The organism is Enterococcus faecium (assembly GCF_029023785.1).
GTDB lineage: Bacteria > Bacillota > Bacilli > Lactobacillales > Enterococcaceae > Enterococcus_B > Enterococcus_B faecium.
Window position 1 is genome coordinate 2,409,456 of sequence record NZ_CP118955.1, and the last position, 15,976, is coordinate 2,425,431.

The following is a 15,976-nucleotide window of genomic DNA, read 5'->3' on the forward strand; positions in this document are numbered from 1 at the left end:
ACTTATTCCTCTGCTTGAAATTTATAAGTTCAGGCAATTCGCCGTTTTTTCTAAATGATGTTACACTTTATAGTATAGCATAGATGTTTTTTATCAAAAGAAACAGACGGCTAAAAGCGTATATTGTTTTTTTATTTTTTATTTTTCGATATACTAAAGACAAATAAAAGAAGGGAGGGTCATTCATGATCAAAGAATTCAAAGAGTTCATCATGCGTGGAGATGTCTTGGATCTTGCTGTCGGCGTTGTTATTGGTAGTGCGTTTACAAGCATCGTAAACCAAGTGGTGCAAGGCTTGATCACACCACTAATAGGTTGGTTTGTCGCAATGATCACAGGTACTTCTGATTTAGAAGGAGCACTTTCAATTCTTGACTGGTCGCCGACAAAAGGCGTCACATTTGCGTTTGGTAACGTTATTAGTGCTATCATTACATTTCTGATCACTGGTTTTGTCTTATTCTTAGTTGTCAAAGCGGCAAACCGTGCGAAGAATTTACGCTCCAAAGAAGAGCAAGTGGAAGTGGAAGAAACTCCTACTGCAGAAGATTATCTTAGTGACATACGCGATCTTCTTGCCAAACAAGTGGCAGAAGACAATACACATCCAGTAGAGCAAACAAATCTTTCCGATACTTCTAAATAATAAAGAATCTAAAAAAAAGAAAGCCGATTTTCAGTGTCGGCTTTCTTTTTTTAGATTCTTAACTTGCTACTTGTTCCTTTTTCATGTCGATATGTGGAATATCATCTTCCAAATACACATCTGAGATTGCCTTGAATCCAAACGACTCATAAAAAGCTTGTAGGTATTCTTGTGCGCCGATCACGATTGGTTTTTCTGGAAAATTTTTCTGGATCATGTTAATCGTTTCTTGAACAATCTTTCTTCCTAAATCATCTTTACGGTTGTCCTGATGAACAAGGACACGTCCAAAATGGATACTCTCCGCTTCTTCATATACTCGCGTGTAGGCAAGGATCTTCCCATCAGTATCTTGAAAAAACGTATGCCAAGCTTGTCCATCAATGTCATCAACTTCTTGATAAGGACACTGTTGTTCCACAACAAAAACTGCGATTCGTTCTTTGACGATCGCGTAAAACTCTGCTGTTGACAATTCTTCAAATTTCTTTACCTGATATTCCACTAAGCAAACGCCCCCTGCTTTTTTATTCTTAGCATACCGATTCGCACACAAAAAAGCAAACGAACCTTACGAATCTCAGGCTCGTTTGCTTTTTAAACTGCTTCAGTTAAAAATTCGATCTCAACTGTCCGAGTAAGTACATCTGAATAGCTGTAAGATACTCATTCAAAAGAATTTTCTTCAGGATCCAAATCAACAACGAATACTGAAGGATAGGTTTCTGTTAAAACGCCGCGGCGTTCTGTTTGACGCTTTCTTCCTGTCTGAGCAACCAACATGATTGGGCTGCCGATACGACCTTCTAAATCTTTCTTGATTGAAGCTAAAGTTGTTGGCATACAGTTCACCTCTACTATCAACTATACCACATATTTTTAAAATTTTCAAGTTTACCATAAAAAAAAAAGAAATGCAATAAAAATAAATAAGAAGCTCATTAAGATTTTTCTAAATTATTCCTCATTATAAAATTTCAAGTGTTTTTTTATTTTGAGTTTTACTCTCCCGTAAGCGCTCATTACTTGCTTGTGATCCATTGCTAAACATTCAGCCATGTCTACAAAATCAACGCCTTGCATATAATAATGAAAAATTTTAGCTTCTATTTTTGAAAACTGGATTTCGCAATTTTCGATTGCTTCTTTTAATAAAAGATGCTGAATCGCTAAAGGTTCTTGCAATGTGATCTCTGCTAAAAAGTCTGGTCCTTCTGTCTCTATTTTTTGGTCGATTGAGACTTCATCTTTTTGATCACGACGCTTCAGCGCGTTCTGCTTCCTCAACAGAGAATAGATTTGATTGCTTATAATGCTTTTATAATAACTTCCAAAGCTAACACCTTTGCTTTTTTCGTAAGTTCTCAATGCCTGATATAAAGCGATCCTTGCTTCTTGTTCCCAATCCTCAGAAACATAATTTCTTAAATAATAGGTGTTTTTCAAACGTAGTAAAAGTGGAAAATATTTTTGATACAGGGCAGCAAATGCTTCTTCGTCACCATTACGTGCAGCGCGCAATAACTCCTCAGACATAAAATAATTCCTCCATAAATTCGTTTATGGAGGAATCTTATCATCAATGATTCATCGAACTGATTAGAACGATATGTTATTTATTTTTTCTCATTAAATCGTCCAATTTTTGGGACAATTTTTTTAACTGCTCTTCATTCCATGGAGAATTACGTCGGAAATCAATAAAATGCATATCTTTATTTTCTTGGGCTATTGTTTTTTCCGTTTTTTTTATCGTCTTATATAATTCATAAGCAGAAGTTCGTAATGCTCCTTGGGAAAAGATCATCCACTGTTCTGCTAAATCGCTTGTCGCCACTGTCACTTGTGTCAAACGGTCATTCAGCTGACCAGCGATTCTCTCGATATAACTGTCAGCCGTTTCGTCTTCTTTCGTAAAAACAACATCCAACTGGTATTTCTTATAATTTTGTTGGATGCCCGGAACTAGTTGGGCATCGAAGACAACGATGACTTCCATTCCTTCATATTTCGCATAATTTGATAAACGATGTAAAAGAGCTTCTCTTGCATCCGCCATTTTGTCCTGCTTTTTAAGCTGGACAAGTTCCGGCCACGAACCAATCATGTTGTAGCCGTCTACAATCAACAGCTGTTTTTTCATGGTCTACTCCCCCTGACGTTGGGAAAAAGCCTGATACATAAGCAAACCAGCAGCAACACTGGCATTTAAGCTCTGGACGTGCCCGGTCATCGGGATCGTCAGCAATTCATCCATTTCTTTTTTCAATCCTGGACTCATTCCTTTGCCTTCATTACCAATGACTAAAGCAATTGATCCTTTGGCATTCCATTTTTGGAAGTTTGTGCCGGTCATATCTGTGCCAAATACCCAAAATCCTGTTTCTTTGAGCTGTTGCACAGCTTGTACCAAATTCGTCACGCGTGCAACAGGGACATGTTCGACTGCCCCAGTGGAAGTCTTTGTTACGATAGGTGTGATTCCAACTGCTCGGTGTTTTGGTATGATCACACCATCGACGCCACTTGCGTCTGCTGTCCGTAAAATCGACCCAAAATTGTGTGGATCTTCGATGCTATCCAAAATCAAAAAGAAGGGGTCTTCTTTTTTCTCTTTTGTTCGTTCAATCAGTTGGTCAAGGGATAAATATTCATAAGGTGTAATCGCAAGAACGACTCCTTGATGCACGCCGTGATCGCTCAAAGTTTCTAATTTTTGTTTAGGAACCCATTTGACTGGCACAGCTTGTTCACGTGCGATTTCTTTCAGTTCTTCTACTTTTTCTCCTCGTGAATCTTCTTGAAGAAAGAGTTTATTCCCTCGCCCTTGTTGTAGCGCTTCTACTGCGGCATGGTGCCCAAAGACGAAATTATCTTCTAATGCTTCTTCATTTTGATCAGAAACTGACTGATTTCGTCCAGTTTGCTTTTTATTTGAATATCTATTTTGTTTTTTGTCTTCAAATCCACGTTTCGATTGATGTTTGTTTGTTCTTTCTTTACCCATTTTTTTCACCAACTTTCTGAATACACCAGCGGATCAATTCTTCCATCCGCTCGGTTTGTTTTGTCAAATGCAGATAGCCCATGAGCGCTTCGAACCCTGTTGCGACCCGATACGTCGTAACATCAGCATTTTTTGCGCTCGTATGGCTTTTAGCATTTCTTCCTCTGCGATAATAAAGTTCTTCTTCTTCTGTCAAAAGATGTTCTTCCAGCATTTGCTGAATCAAAAAGGCTTGTGCATTCGCAGAAACATAATTCGTTGCCGCACGATGCAGCTTATTGGGTTTTGTTTCTCCTTGATCAATCAGGTGGTCACGAACATAGATTTCGTAAATCGCATCTCCAACATAAGCCAAGGCTAAACCGTTCAATTGTGTGTAATCTCTCATGCTTCTCTTCTCCATCGGGTTCCTTGCGGTGTATCTTCTAATAAGATCCCTTTTTCTTTCAACAAATCACGAATTTCGTCGCTTCGGACAAAATCACGATTGCTTCTTGCTTGATTTCGTTCTTCGATCAATTGTTCAATCTCTTCATCTAATAACTCTTCTGCTGTAAATAAAATACCGAAGATCGAAAGCCATTGCGAGAATAAAGCTTCTCCTTGTGCCAAGACAGCGGCAGAAACTTTCGGCTGGTCTAGATAAGTGTTCAGCCACTTAGCAAGCTCATAGACCACTGTGATCCCATTTGCTGCATTAAAATCATCGTCCATTTCTTCGATGAATCGCTGTTCTAAATTTTCTAACAAAGCGATTTTATCCGCATCATCTGCCAAATTCTCTGAGGCAGTTTCTTGGCGGAATTTCAAATTGTCAAACGTATTCTTCAATCGTTGTAAATTGGTGGCTGCTTCTTTCATCGTCGTTTCACTGTAGCGGATCGGACGACGGTATTGTGTGGTCGCCATGAAGAAACGCAAGACTTGTGGATCAACGTTTTTGATCATTTCATGTACAGTGATGAAATTCCCTAGAGATTTACTCATTTTTTCATCGTCTTCGCCAATCGTTACATAGCCATTGTGCATCCAGTAATTAGCGAATTTTTTCCCTGTTTTCGCTTCACTTTGTGCGATTTCATTTTCATGATGAGGAAATTCTAAATCTTGCCCGCCACCATGGATATCGATCGTTTCTCCTAAATGTTTTGTTGCCATAACGGAACATTCAATATGCCAACCGGGACGTCCTTTGCCCCATGGTGAATCCCAAGAAATCTCGCCAGGTTTTGCTTGTTTCCATAAAGCGAAATCTAATGGGTCTTCTTTTTGCTGCTGTTCTTCCCCTGTACGCTGACTTGCTCCGACTTCCAGTTCATCGATGGATTGGTCACTTAATTTCCCATAATTTTCAAATTTACGGGTACGGTAATACACATCACCTGAAGATTCATAAGCATAGCCTTTTTCAACCAACACTTGAATAAATGCTAAAATATCTGGCATATGATCCATGACTCTTGGATGCAGTGTAGCAGGCTCGACATTCAACGCTTTCGTATCTTCTTCAAATGCTCGGATGAAACGATCAGCAACTTCTGGTGCTGTAATACCTAATTCGTTTGCTGTACGGATGATTTTATCGTCTACATCCGTGAAATTCGATACGAAATCGACTTTATAGCCTCGATATTCAAAATAGCGTCGAATTGTATCGAAAGCAATGGTGCTACGAGCATTTCCGATATGGATATAATTATACACAGTCGGTCCGCAGACATACATACCGACATGTCCCTTTTGTATAGGGATGAATTCTTCTTTTTTTCTGGTCAATGTATTGTAGATTTTTATCATTCTGATCTCCTCACTTTTTCTCCTTTGATTCGAACGACTTTTGCTGGTACTCCTACCGCTGTAGCGTCGTCTGGAACATCTTTCAACACAACGGCACCTGCACCGATTTTGGCGTTTTTTCCGATCGTTACCGGTCCTAATATCTGCGCATTCGCAGAGAGCATGGCTCCTTGTTTAACAGTTGGGTGTCTTTTACCCGTTTCTTTTCCTGTGCCGCCTAATGTTACGCCATGGAATAAAATCACATCGTCCTCGATTTCTGCGGTTTCGCCAATGACGATTCCCATTCCATGGTCGATGAACACGCCAGTTCCAATCGTTGCTCCTGGATGGATCTCAACACCAGTTAGGAAACGCCAGAATTGAGCATTGATCTTCGCCAATAAAAAGAGCCGGTGCTGATATAAAAAATGAGAGAAACGATGCCAAAACAAGGCATGAAAACCAGGGTATGTCAAAACGATCTCAGCTGTCGAACGTGCAGCCGGATCGTTTCTCTTTGCTGCATCAATCGCTCGGGTAAACCAACTCATGACTTTCCACTCCTTTCGTAAGAATTTTATGTAGGAAATCATCTTCTTATAAAGAAAAGAAGCGCCTTTTAAATAAGTTTCCTTATCAAAAGACGCTTTCCGCGTGGTTCCACTTTTCTTCATAATCAATGATTATCTCTGACAGCTAACGCCTGTTATACGTTCTTGGCTACTTTGTTTCCTATAAAACAGTTTTTCCTGTTTTCTGTGTTTCGCCAAGACCACTCCCAGAGGCATTTCGGCAACCATTCATTGATACCTTGCACCACCCGGTATCTCTCTTGTAATGATCAGCTGCTTACTTTTTTCTGTTCATCGTGTTTAGTTCAGTACTTGATTTAAATGTGCTAATGATTTTTCACGACCAAGCAATTCGATCGTTTCAGGCAATTCTGGACCATGCATTTGTCCTGATACAGCTACACGGATTGGCATGAAAAGATTTTTTCCTTTTACGCCAGTTTCTTTTTGAACAGCTTTGATGGCAGCTTTGACAGTTGGAGCATCTACTACTTCCATTTGTTCTAGCTGTGCTTTGAATGCGTGGAGAACAGTAGGAACTGTTTCACCAGCAAGTACTTCTTTTGCTGCTTCATTCAATACAGGATGTTCATTGAAAAATAGCGTAGACAGATCAACGATTTCTGCAGCATAGCTCATTTGAGGTTGATACAGGCTAACGATCTTCTTCACCCATTCGATTGTCTTTTCATCTGGGTTTTCTGCTACACGTCCATCAGCGATTAGATAAGGCAGACACATGTCAGTAAATGCATCTAGATCCATTGCTTTGATGTAATGGTTGTTTACCCATTGCAGTTTTTTCGCATCGAAAGCTGCGGGTGATTTACTTAGGCGTTTTGGATCGAACATTTTGATCAATTCTTGGTGTTCGAAGATTTCGTCTTCGCCCACAGGTGACCAGCCCAATAATGCAATAAAGTTGAACATTGCATCTGGTAGATAGCCTAATTCGCGATATTGTTCGATAAATTGCAAGATTGATTCGTCACGTTTGCTTAGTTTTTTACCTGTTTCACTGTTGATGATCAATGTCATATGTCCGAAGGTTGGTGGTGTCCAGCCAAATGCTTCATAGATCATCAGTTGTTTTGGTGTATTGGCAATATGGTCATCTCCACGTAAAACGTGAGTGATTTTCATCAAATGATCATCGACCGCAACAGCAAAATTATAAGTTGGCATACCATCGCGTTTTTGTATGACAAAGTCGCCACCGATATTATCGGATTCGAACGAAATAGCGCCTTTCACCATATCTGTAAATGCGTATTCTGTATTGCGAGGCACACGGAAACGTACAACAGATTCTAGACCTTGTGCTTCTTTTTCTGCTTGTTCTTCAGGTGTCAAGTTCGCACATGTTCCTGCGTAATGAGGCATTTCTCCTCTTGCGCGTTGTGCTTCCCGTTCTGCTTCTAATTCTTCTTCTGTGCAATAGCATTTGTATGCTCGATTGCTAGCAAGCAGCTGATCAATCAGCGGTTGATAGATTTCTTTACGTTCAGATTGACGGTAAGGGCCGTATTCTCCAGGATTTTCAGGAGATTCATCCCAATTCATTCCCAACCAAGCAAGGTTTTCCAACTGGCTTTTTTCGCCATCTTCGATATTACGTTTTTGGTCAGTATCCTCAATACGAATAATAAAGTCTCCATCATTGTGGCGGGCAAACAAATAATTGAATAATGCAGTTCTTGCATTTCCAATATGCAGGTGCCCAGTTGGACTTGGTGCATAGCGTACGCGTACTTTCGTCATTTTCTTCCTCTTCTTTCAAACTAGACTTTGACTAACAGCAAAAATTCCGTCAGTTACGGCTTCTCAAATATCATTTATTTAAAGCCACTCAGCACAAATTTTACCTTTTCTAAGGTAAATAGTAAAGCCAACTGGTTGAATTTCCTTACCAGTTGGCTGAATTTCTTTTTTATTTTGATTGTTTAGTCTTTTTCTCTGTCTCTTTTTTATTGTCGATTCCTCGTCCTGCATGTGCAGGTTTAGCAAAGATCATGCGTCCAGCAGCTGTTTGAAGGGCACTTGTTACAACGACTTCGATACGTTCATTCATGTAATGCTGTCCATCTTCTACGACAACCATCGTGCCGTCATCAAGGTAGGCTACTCCTTGTTGGCGTTCTGTCCCGGCTTTTACTACTAGAACATTCATCGTTTCACCAGGGATGACGACTGGTTTTACGGCATTTGCCAACGCATTGATATTAAGAACAGGTACATTTTGGAATTCAGAGACTTTATTCAAGTTATAGTCATTGGTTACAATGACACCATCTAAAAGCTTAGCCAATTTGATCAATTTGCTGTCTACTTCACTGATATCTTCAAAGTCTCCATCGTACATTTCGACAGATATACCCTCTTCTTTTTGCAAGGCATTTAGGATATCTAATCCGCGACGACCACGCACACGTTTCAAACTATCCCCTGAGTCCGCGATGTATTGTAGTTCGTAAAGAACAAAATTAGGGATCATCAAGGTTCCTTCTAAGAATCCAGTCTTTGTAATATCATAAATCCGACCGTCAATGATCACGCTTGTATCCAAGATTTTATATTTATGGAAATTTTCTCCTGATTTTCGTTCTAACAGTTGACTCTCAACTTGACTAGCTGTTTCTTGCTCGATTTTTTTGCTTCGTGAACCAAAAACTTTCTTCCATTCTTCGATTCGTGTCGTTCCCATTCTCAATCCCAGATAGCCTAAGATGATCATCAGTAAAATCGGCAATACACTATTGACGAATGGAATTTCCATATTGTAAAGAGGGGTCGAGATCACAACACCTAAAGTCAATCCGATGATCGCACCGATCGCACCGAAGAGAAGATAAGTCAAGCTGACCTCACTTAGTTTTTGTTCTACTTGTTTGATAATAGCTGAGATATGTTTGGCCAACAGCAAAGATAATAAAAAGAAAATAAGTGCGCCTAACAGGCTGTTGGTAAATGTATTATTCAGCCATCCGTTTGACTGTTGACCGATTGCCTGCCAAGCTGAGGGTAAAAATGAAATACCCAAGCTTGCGCCGACAATGATCATCAGCAAAGTAATGACACGTTTTTGCATCGTTTTTCCTCCGTTTCGACAATCATTTATTAGTTAGCGGAACACACGCTTCAACGTTTCAGCCAAAGTTGCTACTCCAACTATCTCGATTCCTTTTGGCGCTTCCCAGTTACCTAAGTTGTTTTTAGGTAGGTATACTTTTGTGAAGCCGAGTTTTTGGACTTCTTTGACTCGTTGTTCAATATGACTGACACGTCTGATTTCTCCAGTCAGTCCAATTTCACCGATGAAACATTCCGTTGGCTGTGTTCCTTTTTCTTTATAGCTTGAAGCAATACTGACAGCGATAGCTAAATCAATCGCTGGTTCATTTAATTTTACCCCACCTGCAGCTTTTAAGTAAGCATCTTGATTCTGAAGAAGCAACCCAGCTCTTTTTTCCAGCACTGCCATGATCAGAGATACCCGATTGAAATCAAGACCTGTTGTTGTTCGTTTGGCATTTCCGAACATAGTAGGTGTGACTAATGCTTGGATCTCTACCAAAATTGGACGTGTCCCTTCCATTGCCACAACGATAGCAGAGCCAGTTGCACCGTCTAGGCGTTCTTCTAAGAAAATCTGTGAAGGATTAGCGACTTCTTCCAATCCATGCTCATGCATTTCAAAAATCCCAATCTCATTCGTTGAGCCAAATCGGTTTTTTACTGCTCGCAAAATCCGAAAACTATGATGTTGTTCACCTTCAAAATATAACACCGTATCCACCATATGTTCTAACATTCTTGGGCCGGCGATCGAGCCTTCTTTGGTAACATGACCGACGATAAAAATGGCTATCCCATTTGTTTTAGCGATTTTGAGTAGTTCTGCAGTGGTTTCTCTTACTTGGCTGACACTTCCTGCCACACTTGTGATGTCTGGCTGCGTCATCGTTTGGATGGAATCAATGATAACATAATCAGGGGAGATATGTTCGATGGCACGACTGATTTCGTTCATATCTGTTTCAGCGTATAGATAAAATTCTGTGTTGATACTTCCGAGGCGTTCCGCGCGTAATTTTATCTGCTCTGCGCTTTCTTCGCCGGATACATATAAGACTTTTCCGCCTATGGCTGCTAATTGCTGAGAAACTTGTAACAGCAAAGTGGATTTCCCGATACCTGGATCGCCACCAATCAAGACCATAGACCCTGGCACCACACCTCCGCCTAACACACGGTTCAGTTCTTCTAATTTTGTTTTGATCCGAGGTTCTTTTTTAGGGACGACGTCTGCGATTTTTGTTGGTTTTGCTTTTTCTCCTGTCAAACTTGTCCGAGTTCTGCGGTCCGTTGTATCTTGTTCGATTTCTTCGACCATCGTATTCCATTTTCCGCAATTTGGGCAGCGTCCCAAGAACTTAGGCGACACATACCCGCAATTTTGGCAAACAAATTGTACTTTTGATTTTTTTGCCATTGTACCGCCTCCTTTTATCCTAATCATGAGACATTAAATCAAGCTTAAGTATCTTTAACGTTTTATTTACTGGAAGAACCAAATCCGCCTTGACGTTGAGCAGTCGTTTGATCTTGATCTGCTTTTAAAAACGGCAAAAAGATCCCTTGGCCGATACGCTCGCCTTTTTTGATCACTACATCCTTGAAACCAAAGTTGGTGAATTGGAACATGATATGGCCTTCATTTGCCTCATTATTGTAATAATCACTGTCAATCACACCTACTCCGTTTGTCAACACTAAAAACCGCTTCAACGGATTGCTTGAACGGTTAGCAAGCTGCAAAAATTCATCTTCTCCCATGTAAGCTTTGATTCCAGTAGGCACGAGGGTTGGTTTCAATTGTTTTTCATTTTCTGATACATCTTTTTTCAATCCATCTGCGACTGTTTCCAACCCCTTTTTCCAGCCTGCTTTCCAGATACTTGGAATCACGACCTCTTCTGCTGCTTCAAAATCATAGCCAGCAGCATGATGTGTAGCGCGCTGCGGTAGATTGATATTTTGATCTTTATATTTAGAAATAACTTCAAATCCTCTTTTTCTCACCGGTTTTCCTCCCTAAATAAACTACTCCTATTCTAACATATCCGAGGCTGTAAAAGACTTTCTTTACAAATTCTTCAAGAAATTCTGCTATCTTAAAGTAAACCATTAATTCGTTCTTTTTCCAAACGACTGCAAGTTGTACAAAAAAACTATTTTTTACATGACTTTACTCGTCAAAACAAGTAGAATAGAACGAAATTAATGAGTGGATATTTGATTGAGGTGTCACATGCGTAAAGAAATTAAAAATGCAAAACGAATTATTGTCAAAGTAGGAACAAGTACATTGATTTATCCCAATGGAAATATCAATCTTGCGGCAATCGATCAGTTAGCTTTTGTCCTTTCTGATCTTAGAAATCGGGGAAAGGAAGTGATCTTAGTCTCATCAGGAGCTGTAGGCGTTGGTATGCATAAATTACATTTGTCAGAACGTCCGACTTTGATTCCTGAACAGCAAGCTGCGGCGGCTGTTGGTCAAGCCGAACTGATGAATATCTATAATCAAAGATTCAGTGTATATAATCAACAGACGGCACAGATCCTCGTGACAAGAGACGTGGTAGATTATCCTGAAAGTCGTAAAAATGTGAGGAATACATTGGAACAGCTTTTGATTATGGACACGATCCCTATCGTGAACGAAAACGATACTGTAGCAGTGGATGAATTAGATCATCTGACAAAATTTGGCGATAATGATCAGCTGTCAGCCATCATGGCAAAACTTGTCGCGGCAGACCTTTTGATCGTCCTTTCTGATATCGACGGGTTTTATTCAGATAATCCGACTACAAATCCCGAGGCTCAGATGTATCGCTATATCGATAAAATCGATGAAAAGATTCTGGCACAAGCAGGTGGTGCTGGTAGCACATTTGGAACAGGCGGTATGCAGAGTAAATTAAAAGCCGCTTCTAGGATATTTGAAGCAAACAGCGCAATGATTTTAGCAAATGGAAAAAATCCGGCAATTATTTTTGATATTCTTGCAGGAAAAGAAGTAGGTACTTTATTTAAGGAGGACTTGAAATGACTGACTTGATGCAATTAGGACAACAGGCAAAAGATAGCGCGCAACAACTAGCACTTATGCCTACAAACCGCAAAAATGAGCTACTTGTTCAAATGGCACAAACCATCAAAAAGAATCAACAAGCGATCATTGAAGCAAATCATAAAGACTTAGAAAAAGCAGTCGAAAACAATATCAGTGAAACGATGCAAGACCGCTTGCAGCTGACACCTGAGCGAATCAATGCCATGGCTACAGAGATCGAAAAAATTGCTTCGTTAGACGATCCTATTGGAAAAGTAGATGAGATGTGGACGAACACCGACGGATTGAGAATCGGCAAAAAGCGCGTGCCACTAGGCGTGACCGGCATCATTTACGAATCTCGTCCAAATGTCACGACAGATGCAGCTAGTCTAGCATTCAAATCAGGGAATGCCGTTATCCTTCGCGGTGGCAAAGAAGCATTCTTCTCGAATCAATTATTAGTCCAATTATTGCAGCAAGTACTGGTCAGTGCTGGCGAATCTCCTTATGCCATCCAGTTTGTCGATGATACTTCTCATGAAACTGCAGGACAGTTGATGCGATTGACAGAATACTTAGATGTGCTGATTCCTCGAGGCGGAGCAAAATTAATCCAACGAGTCAAAGAACAGGCAACGGTACCTATCATTGAAACAGGTACAGGAAATAATCACGTATATATCGATAAAGAAGCACAGTTATCTATGGCAGTGAACATCATCGTCAATGCAAAAGCTTCCCGTCCATCTGTCTGTAACGCGGCAGAAACATTGCTGATCCATTCTGAGATCGCACCTTTTTTCTTGCCAGCTATTGAAAAAGAACTGGTAGAACACGGGGTCTCTTTACGTGCGGATGCTCGTGCGTTAGAATATCTAGAGACGGCTGCTTTAGCAGAAGACACAGATTGGGATACTGAATATCTAGATTATATCCTTGCTGTCAAAGTGGTCGATTCTTTGGATGAAGCAATTGCACATATCAATCGGCATAATACTAAACATTCAGAAACGATCGTGACAGATAGTTATGCGGCTAGTCAACGTTTCTTAAATGAAGTGGACGCGGCGGCTGTCTATGTCAATGCCTCCACTCGTTTTACAGACGGATCGGTATTTGGTTTTGGTGCAGAGATTGGTATCTCTACTCAAAAGTTGCATGCCCGTGGTCCAATGGGGTTAAATGAATTAACTTCCACAAAATATATCATTTATGGCGATGGACAAATCCGCGAATAATGTTTCGTGTGAAACATTATTCCCGCCTTTTGCCTTTTTTCTGTAAAGGTTCTATCCAACTAGAAAGGTGTCAATATGTTTGAAATTTTAATGATTTTTTTTATTTACCTTATTTCTCTGAATATCGCTGCTTTTCTGGGAGTCGGTATTTTATCCCTTTTCTTTCAATTCAAAAAACGAAGCATAGGGAGTCAACGGGAAAAATGGTCGCAGTATTTTGACAAAATCGGGCAAAAAGGGCTGGTTACACGCTTGCACATTAGTTACATGGTTGCATTATGCTTATTAGCGACAATCAATTACTATTCTTTTTTCGATCATTCAATCGCTTATACGATTACGCTACTGATTGCTGGGATTTTTCACTTATCTTATAAATATCAGCTGAATAAAAACCACTTGAATCGGACTTTCCGCTAAAAAATATCCGTACGATAAGTAGAGTGCCTTGAAGATCGGCAAAAAACTGCCGGACTTTTTAGAGGCTGTGACAAAGATTTTGTCACAGCCTCTTTTTCCATATAAACGGCGTTCGCCTACCAGCTGCCTGGTAAATCTGTTTCCTCTTCGTTAAGAAGCGAAAATCCGTCAAATGTTTCGCCATCATAATAACGAAGCAGCTCATCCATGGACAAGTTCATCGTTTTTTCTTTTTCTTCTTCCGCTGATTCAGCCAGTAGCTGTTCCCGATACACCTGATACATACCAGCTATTTTTTGCTGCATCGCTTTTCTAGTTTCACCTTCCGCATTGATTATTGGCAATTCTTTGATATAGCCACGATAAATCAACCGATCATCTGAAAATTCAATGGGTAATTCAACGAGTGTCAACCCGACTTCCTGAAAATATTCTTCCAGCATCTATTATCCCCCCATTCTTTTTCTTAAATGAATTTTAGCTTACCTACTGAAAATTTTCCAGTTTCATTATTTTGAGAAAAAAAGGGAATGTGACAAAAATCGTGTCACATCCCCTTTTTCCGAATAAATGGTGTTCTTCTGCCAACTCCTCAATCATAAGTCACAATATTCAACAAACATGAGAAACTGTTTTTTGAAATTGTTCCTTGTGATTCAGAGTTAAACGACAGTCTCACAACCTCTTGGTAAACGGCGTTCAATCAGCTGACCCTCGGTATTAGCTCAAAAAACGGTAAAATATGAGAAGCTATTTTTCCGTTTGTTTCTCTAATACTCAGGACAAAACGCTGATTTTACAACCCCCTGATAAACGGTGTTCAAAAGCTTGCATCTGCGGTAATAAGCCCAACCAAACGAAAAATATGAGAAGCTATTTTTGTTTGGCTGTTCTTATGACTTGATGCAGGACAGCTTTTTCACAACCTCTGATTTCTTATTCTTCTTCATTTGTAGCAAAATAATTACGGTGATAAATGATACAACATACACTGATAAGAACAATGGCACCTGCAAAATAAAACGCATAGCTTTCACCAATATGTTCACCAATCACACCTGCAATAAATGGTGCTAAAGCTCCACCGAAAAAGCGGACAAAACTATAGCTGGACGAAGCAACGTTTCGTTGCAGACCTGGTATTTCCATAGCAATCGTCGTCAACAGTGTATTGATAATTCCTTGGAAAAATCCTGCTAACACAATGCTGATCGGTACAAGGACTGGCATAGAAGTTCCAGCTCCTAATAACAGCAAACAAATAATGAATAAGACAAATGCTGCTAAAATTGTCCGATAAGTCGTAAACTTCCGCTCAAGAGCCGGTGCAACGAAAATCGAAGCAATAGCCAGAAGCACACCCCAGCCAAAAAATACAAAACCGACTTCTAATTCAGAATAGCCAATCAATAAAAATGGCGCATACGCAAGTAAAGTAAAGAATCCGAAATTATATAACAATGCGATTAGTCCAACTGAACGAAGTTTATGATTGCTTAACGCTTTGACACCTTCCCAAAGGCCTACTTTTCTCTTTGGTTTCTCAGTTTCAGGTAAAAGTACCGCTAGGGCTATAAAACCGCAAAACATCAAAAATGCTACCCCAAAAAATGGATAACGCCATGAACCACTGCCCAAGACCCCACCGACTAGAGGGCCAACAGCCATTCCGCAGCCAAGTGCTGCTTCATACATCATGATTGCTTTTTCTGTGTTACCAACTAAAATACTGACGATCGTTGCTAAAGCAGTAGAGACAAATAAAGCATTCCCGACACCCCAGCCGGCACGTAACCCAATCAGCATTCCGATATTCCCAGATAATCCGCCAAGACCAGCGAATACAACGATGATAAACAATCCTGTCATCAATGTTTTTTTCAAACCGATCCGACTAGATAAGAAACCTGTAAATAGCATCACCACACCAGTGACTAACATGTAACTAGTAAATAACAGGGTCGTTTCAGCTGGCGTAGCGTTTAACTGTGCAGCAATCGTTTTTAAGATTGGGTCTACTAGACCCACTCCCATAAAAGCGATCATACAGGTAGCTGCTACAACTAGCGCTGAACTTTTCCCCTTTGTTTCTTCATTTGTTTGTTCTTGTATATCTATTTGATTCTCCAATATTTCCATCCCTTTCTCTCTATTAGCATCATACATGATTTATTTTACATGTAAATATG

General features: G+C 40.0%; 17 protein-coding genes, 1 pseudogene and 1 other annotated feature. Of the genes and pseudogenes, 4 read left to right on the forward strand and 14 right to left on the reverse strand.

The features are described from left to right. Nucleotides 1–185 precede the first annotated feature (185 nt). On the forward strand, nucleotides 186–647 hold the full coding sequence (gene mscL / locus PYW34_RS11695) for a large conductance mechanosensitive channel protein MscL (RefSeq protein ID WP_002287431.1): 462 nt from the start codon (nucleotides 186–188) through the stop codon (nucleotides 645–647). A gap of 58 nt (nucleotides 648–705) precedes the next feature. Here mscL and PYW34_RS11700 read toward each other — a convergent pair whose 3' ends face one another. The 12 genes and pseudogenes from PYW34_RS11700 to PYW34_RS11755 form a co-directional block, all read right to left on the reverse strand. Further along, nucleotides 706–1,152 (reverse strand): GNAT family N-acetyltransferase, encoded by a 447-nt coding sequence (locus PYW34_RS11700; RefSeq protein ID WP_002296021.1) that lies wholly within the window; start codon nucleotides 1,150–1,152, stop codon nucleotides 706–708. A gap of 92 nt (nucleotides 1,153–1,244) precedes the next feature. Beyond that, nucleotides 1,245–1,490: pseudogene (locus PYW34_RS11705) on the reverse strand (Veg family protein). 114 nt (nucleotides 1,491–1,604) lie between these two features. Then, on the reverse strand, nucleotides 1,605–2,183 hold the full coding sequence (locus PYW34_RS11710; RefSeq protein WP_002287436.1) for a sigma-70 family RNA polymerase sigma factor: 579 nt from the start codon (nucleotides 2,181–2,183) through the stop codon (nucleotides 1,605–1,607). Nucleotides 2,184–2,259: 76 nt separating this feature from the next. Further along, nucleotides 2,260–2,790: an NYN domain-containing protein gene (locus tag PYW34_RS11715; protein WP_002287439.1), complete on the reverse strand. Its 531-nt coding sequence runs from the start codon at nucleotides 2,788–2,790 to the stop codon at nucleotides 2,260–2,262. Nucleotides 2,791–2,793: 3 nt separating this feature from the next. Next, nucleotides 2,794–3,654, reverse strand: coding sequence for a 23S rRNA (guanosine(2251)-2'-O)-methyltransferase RlmB (gene rlmB / locus PYW34_RS11720; protein ID WP_002287441.1), 861 nt, complete (start codon nucleotides 3,652–3,654; stop codon nucleotides 2,794–2,796). Beyond that, complete coding sequence (locus PYW34_RS11725) at nucleotides 3,647–4,042, reverse strand: Mini-ribonuclease 3 (RefSeq protein WP_002293091.1); 396 nt, start codon at nucleotides 4,040–4,042, stop codon at nucleotides 3,647–3,649. Before PYW34_RS11725 ends, rlmB begins: the two co-directional genes overlap by 8 nt. Then, complete coding sequence (gene cysS / locus PYW34_RS11730; RefSeq protein ID WP_002287445.1) at nucleotides 4,039–5,451, reverse strand: cysteine--tRNA ligase; 1,413 nt, start codon at nucleotides 5,449–5,451, stop codon at nucleotides 4,039–4,041. The genes PYW34_RS11725 and cysS overlap by 4 nt, the downstream gene beginning before the upstream one ends. Continuing rightward, nucleotides 5,448–5,984 carry a serine O-acetyltransferase EpsC gene (gene epsC / locus PYW34_RS11735; RefSeq protein ID WP_002287446.1) on the reverse strand — a complete coding sequence of 179 codons (537 nt, stop codon included), beginning with the start codon at nucleotides 5,982–5,984 and terminating at the stop codon, nucleotides 5,448–5,450. The genes cysS and epsC overlap by 4 nt, the downstream gene beginning before the upstream one ends. 85 nt (nucleotides 5,985–6,069) lie before the next feature. Further along, nucleotides 6,070–6,309, reverse strand: a binding site (T-box leader). Next, on the reverse strand, nucleotides 6,306–7,766 hold the full coding sequence (gene gltX, locus PYW34_RS11740) for a glutamate--tRNA ligase (RefSeq protein ID WP_002287447.1): 1,461 nt from the start codon (nucleotides 7,764–7,766) through the stop codon (nucleotides 6,306–6,308). Its footprint overlaps the feature before it by 4 nt. Nucleotides 7,767–7,935: 169 nt before the next feature. Further along, a complete protein-coding gene (locus PYW34_RS11745) occupies nucleotides 7,936–9,093 on the reverse strand; it encodes a PIN/TRAM domain-containing protein (protein WP_002287448.1) in 1,158 nt (385 codons plus the stop codon). Nucleotides 9,094–9,126: 33 nt separating this feature from the next. After that, nucleotides 9,127–10,497 carry a DNA repair protein RadA gene (gene radA / locus PYW34_RS11750; RefSeq protein ID WP_002287449.1) on the reverse strand — a complete coding sequence of 457 codons (1,371 nt, stop codon included), beginning with the start codon at nucleotides 10,495–10,497 and terminating at the stop codon, nucleotides 9,127–9,129. Nucleotides 10,498–10,559: 62 nt separating this feature from the next. Continuing rightward, a complete protein-coding gene (locus PYW34_RS11755; RefSeq protein ID WP_002287450.1) occupies nucleotides 10,560–11,087 on the reverse strand; it encodes a dUTP diphosphatase in 528 nt (175 codons plus the stop codon). Between the two features lie 229 nt (nucleotides 11,088–11,316). Between PYW34_RS11755 and proB the strand changes: the two genes are divergently transcribed. From proB to PYW34_RS11770, 3 genes are all read left to right on the forward strand, one after another. Next, the gene (proB, locus tag PYW34_RS11760) at nucleotides 11,317–12,123 is read left to right on the forward strand and encodes a glutamate 5-kinase (RefSeq protein WP_002287451.1); all 807 of its coding nucleotides are present in this window, start codon (nucleotides 11,317–11,319) and stop codon (nucleotides 12,121–12,123) included. Further along, nucleotides 12,120–13,367, forward strand: coding sequence for a glutamate-5-semialdehyde dehydrogenase (locus tag PYW34_RS11765; protein ID WP_002287452.1), 1,248 nt, complete (start codon nucleotides 12,120–12,122; stop codon nucleotides 13,365–13,367). Before proB ends, PYW34_RS11765 begins: the two co-directional genes overlap by 4 nt. A gap of 75 nt (nucleotides 13,368–13,442) precedes the next feature. Beyond that, complete coding sequence (locus PYW34_RS11770) at nucleotides 13,443–13,787, forward strand: hypothetical protein (RefSeq protein WP_002287507.1); 345 nt, start codon at nucleotides 13,443–13,445, stop codon at nucleotides 13,785–13,787. Between the two features lie 116 nt (nucleotides 13,788–13,903). Here the strand turns inward: PYW34_RS11770 and PYW34_RS11775 are convergent, their stop codons facing one another. Both PYW34_RS11775 and PYW34_RS11780 read right to left on the reverse strand, forming a co-directional pair. Beyond that, the gene (locus tag PYW34_RS11775; protein ID WP_002287453.1) at nucleotides 13,904–14,230 is read right to left on the reverse strand and encodes a hypothetical protein; all 327 of its coding nucleotides are present in this window, start codon (nucleotides 14,228–14,230) and stop codon (nucleotides 13,904–13,906) included. Nucleotides 14,231–14,723: 493 nt separating this feature from the next. After that, nucleotides 14,724–15,926, reverse strand: a complete 1,203-nt coding sequence (locus PYW34_RS11780; protein ID WP_002296013.1) for an MFS transporter — start codon at nucleotides 15,924–15,926, stop codon at nucleotides 14,724–14,726. Nucleotides 15,927–15,976 lie beyond the last annotated feature (50 nt).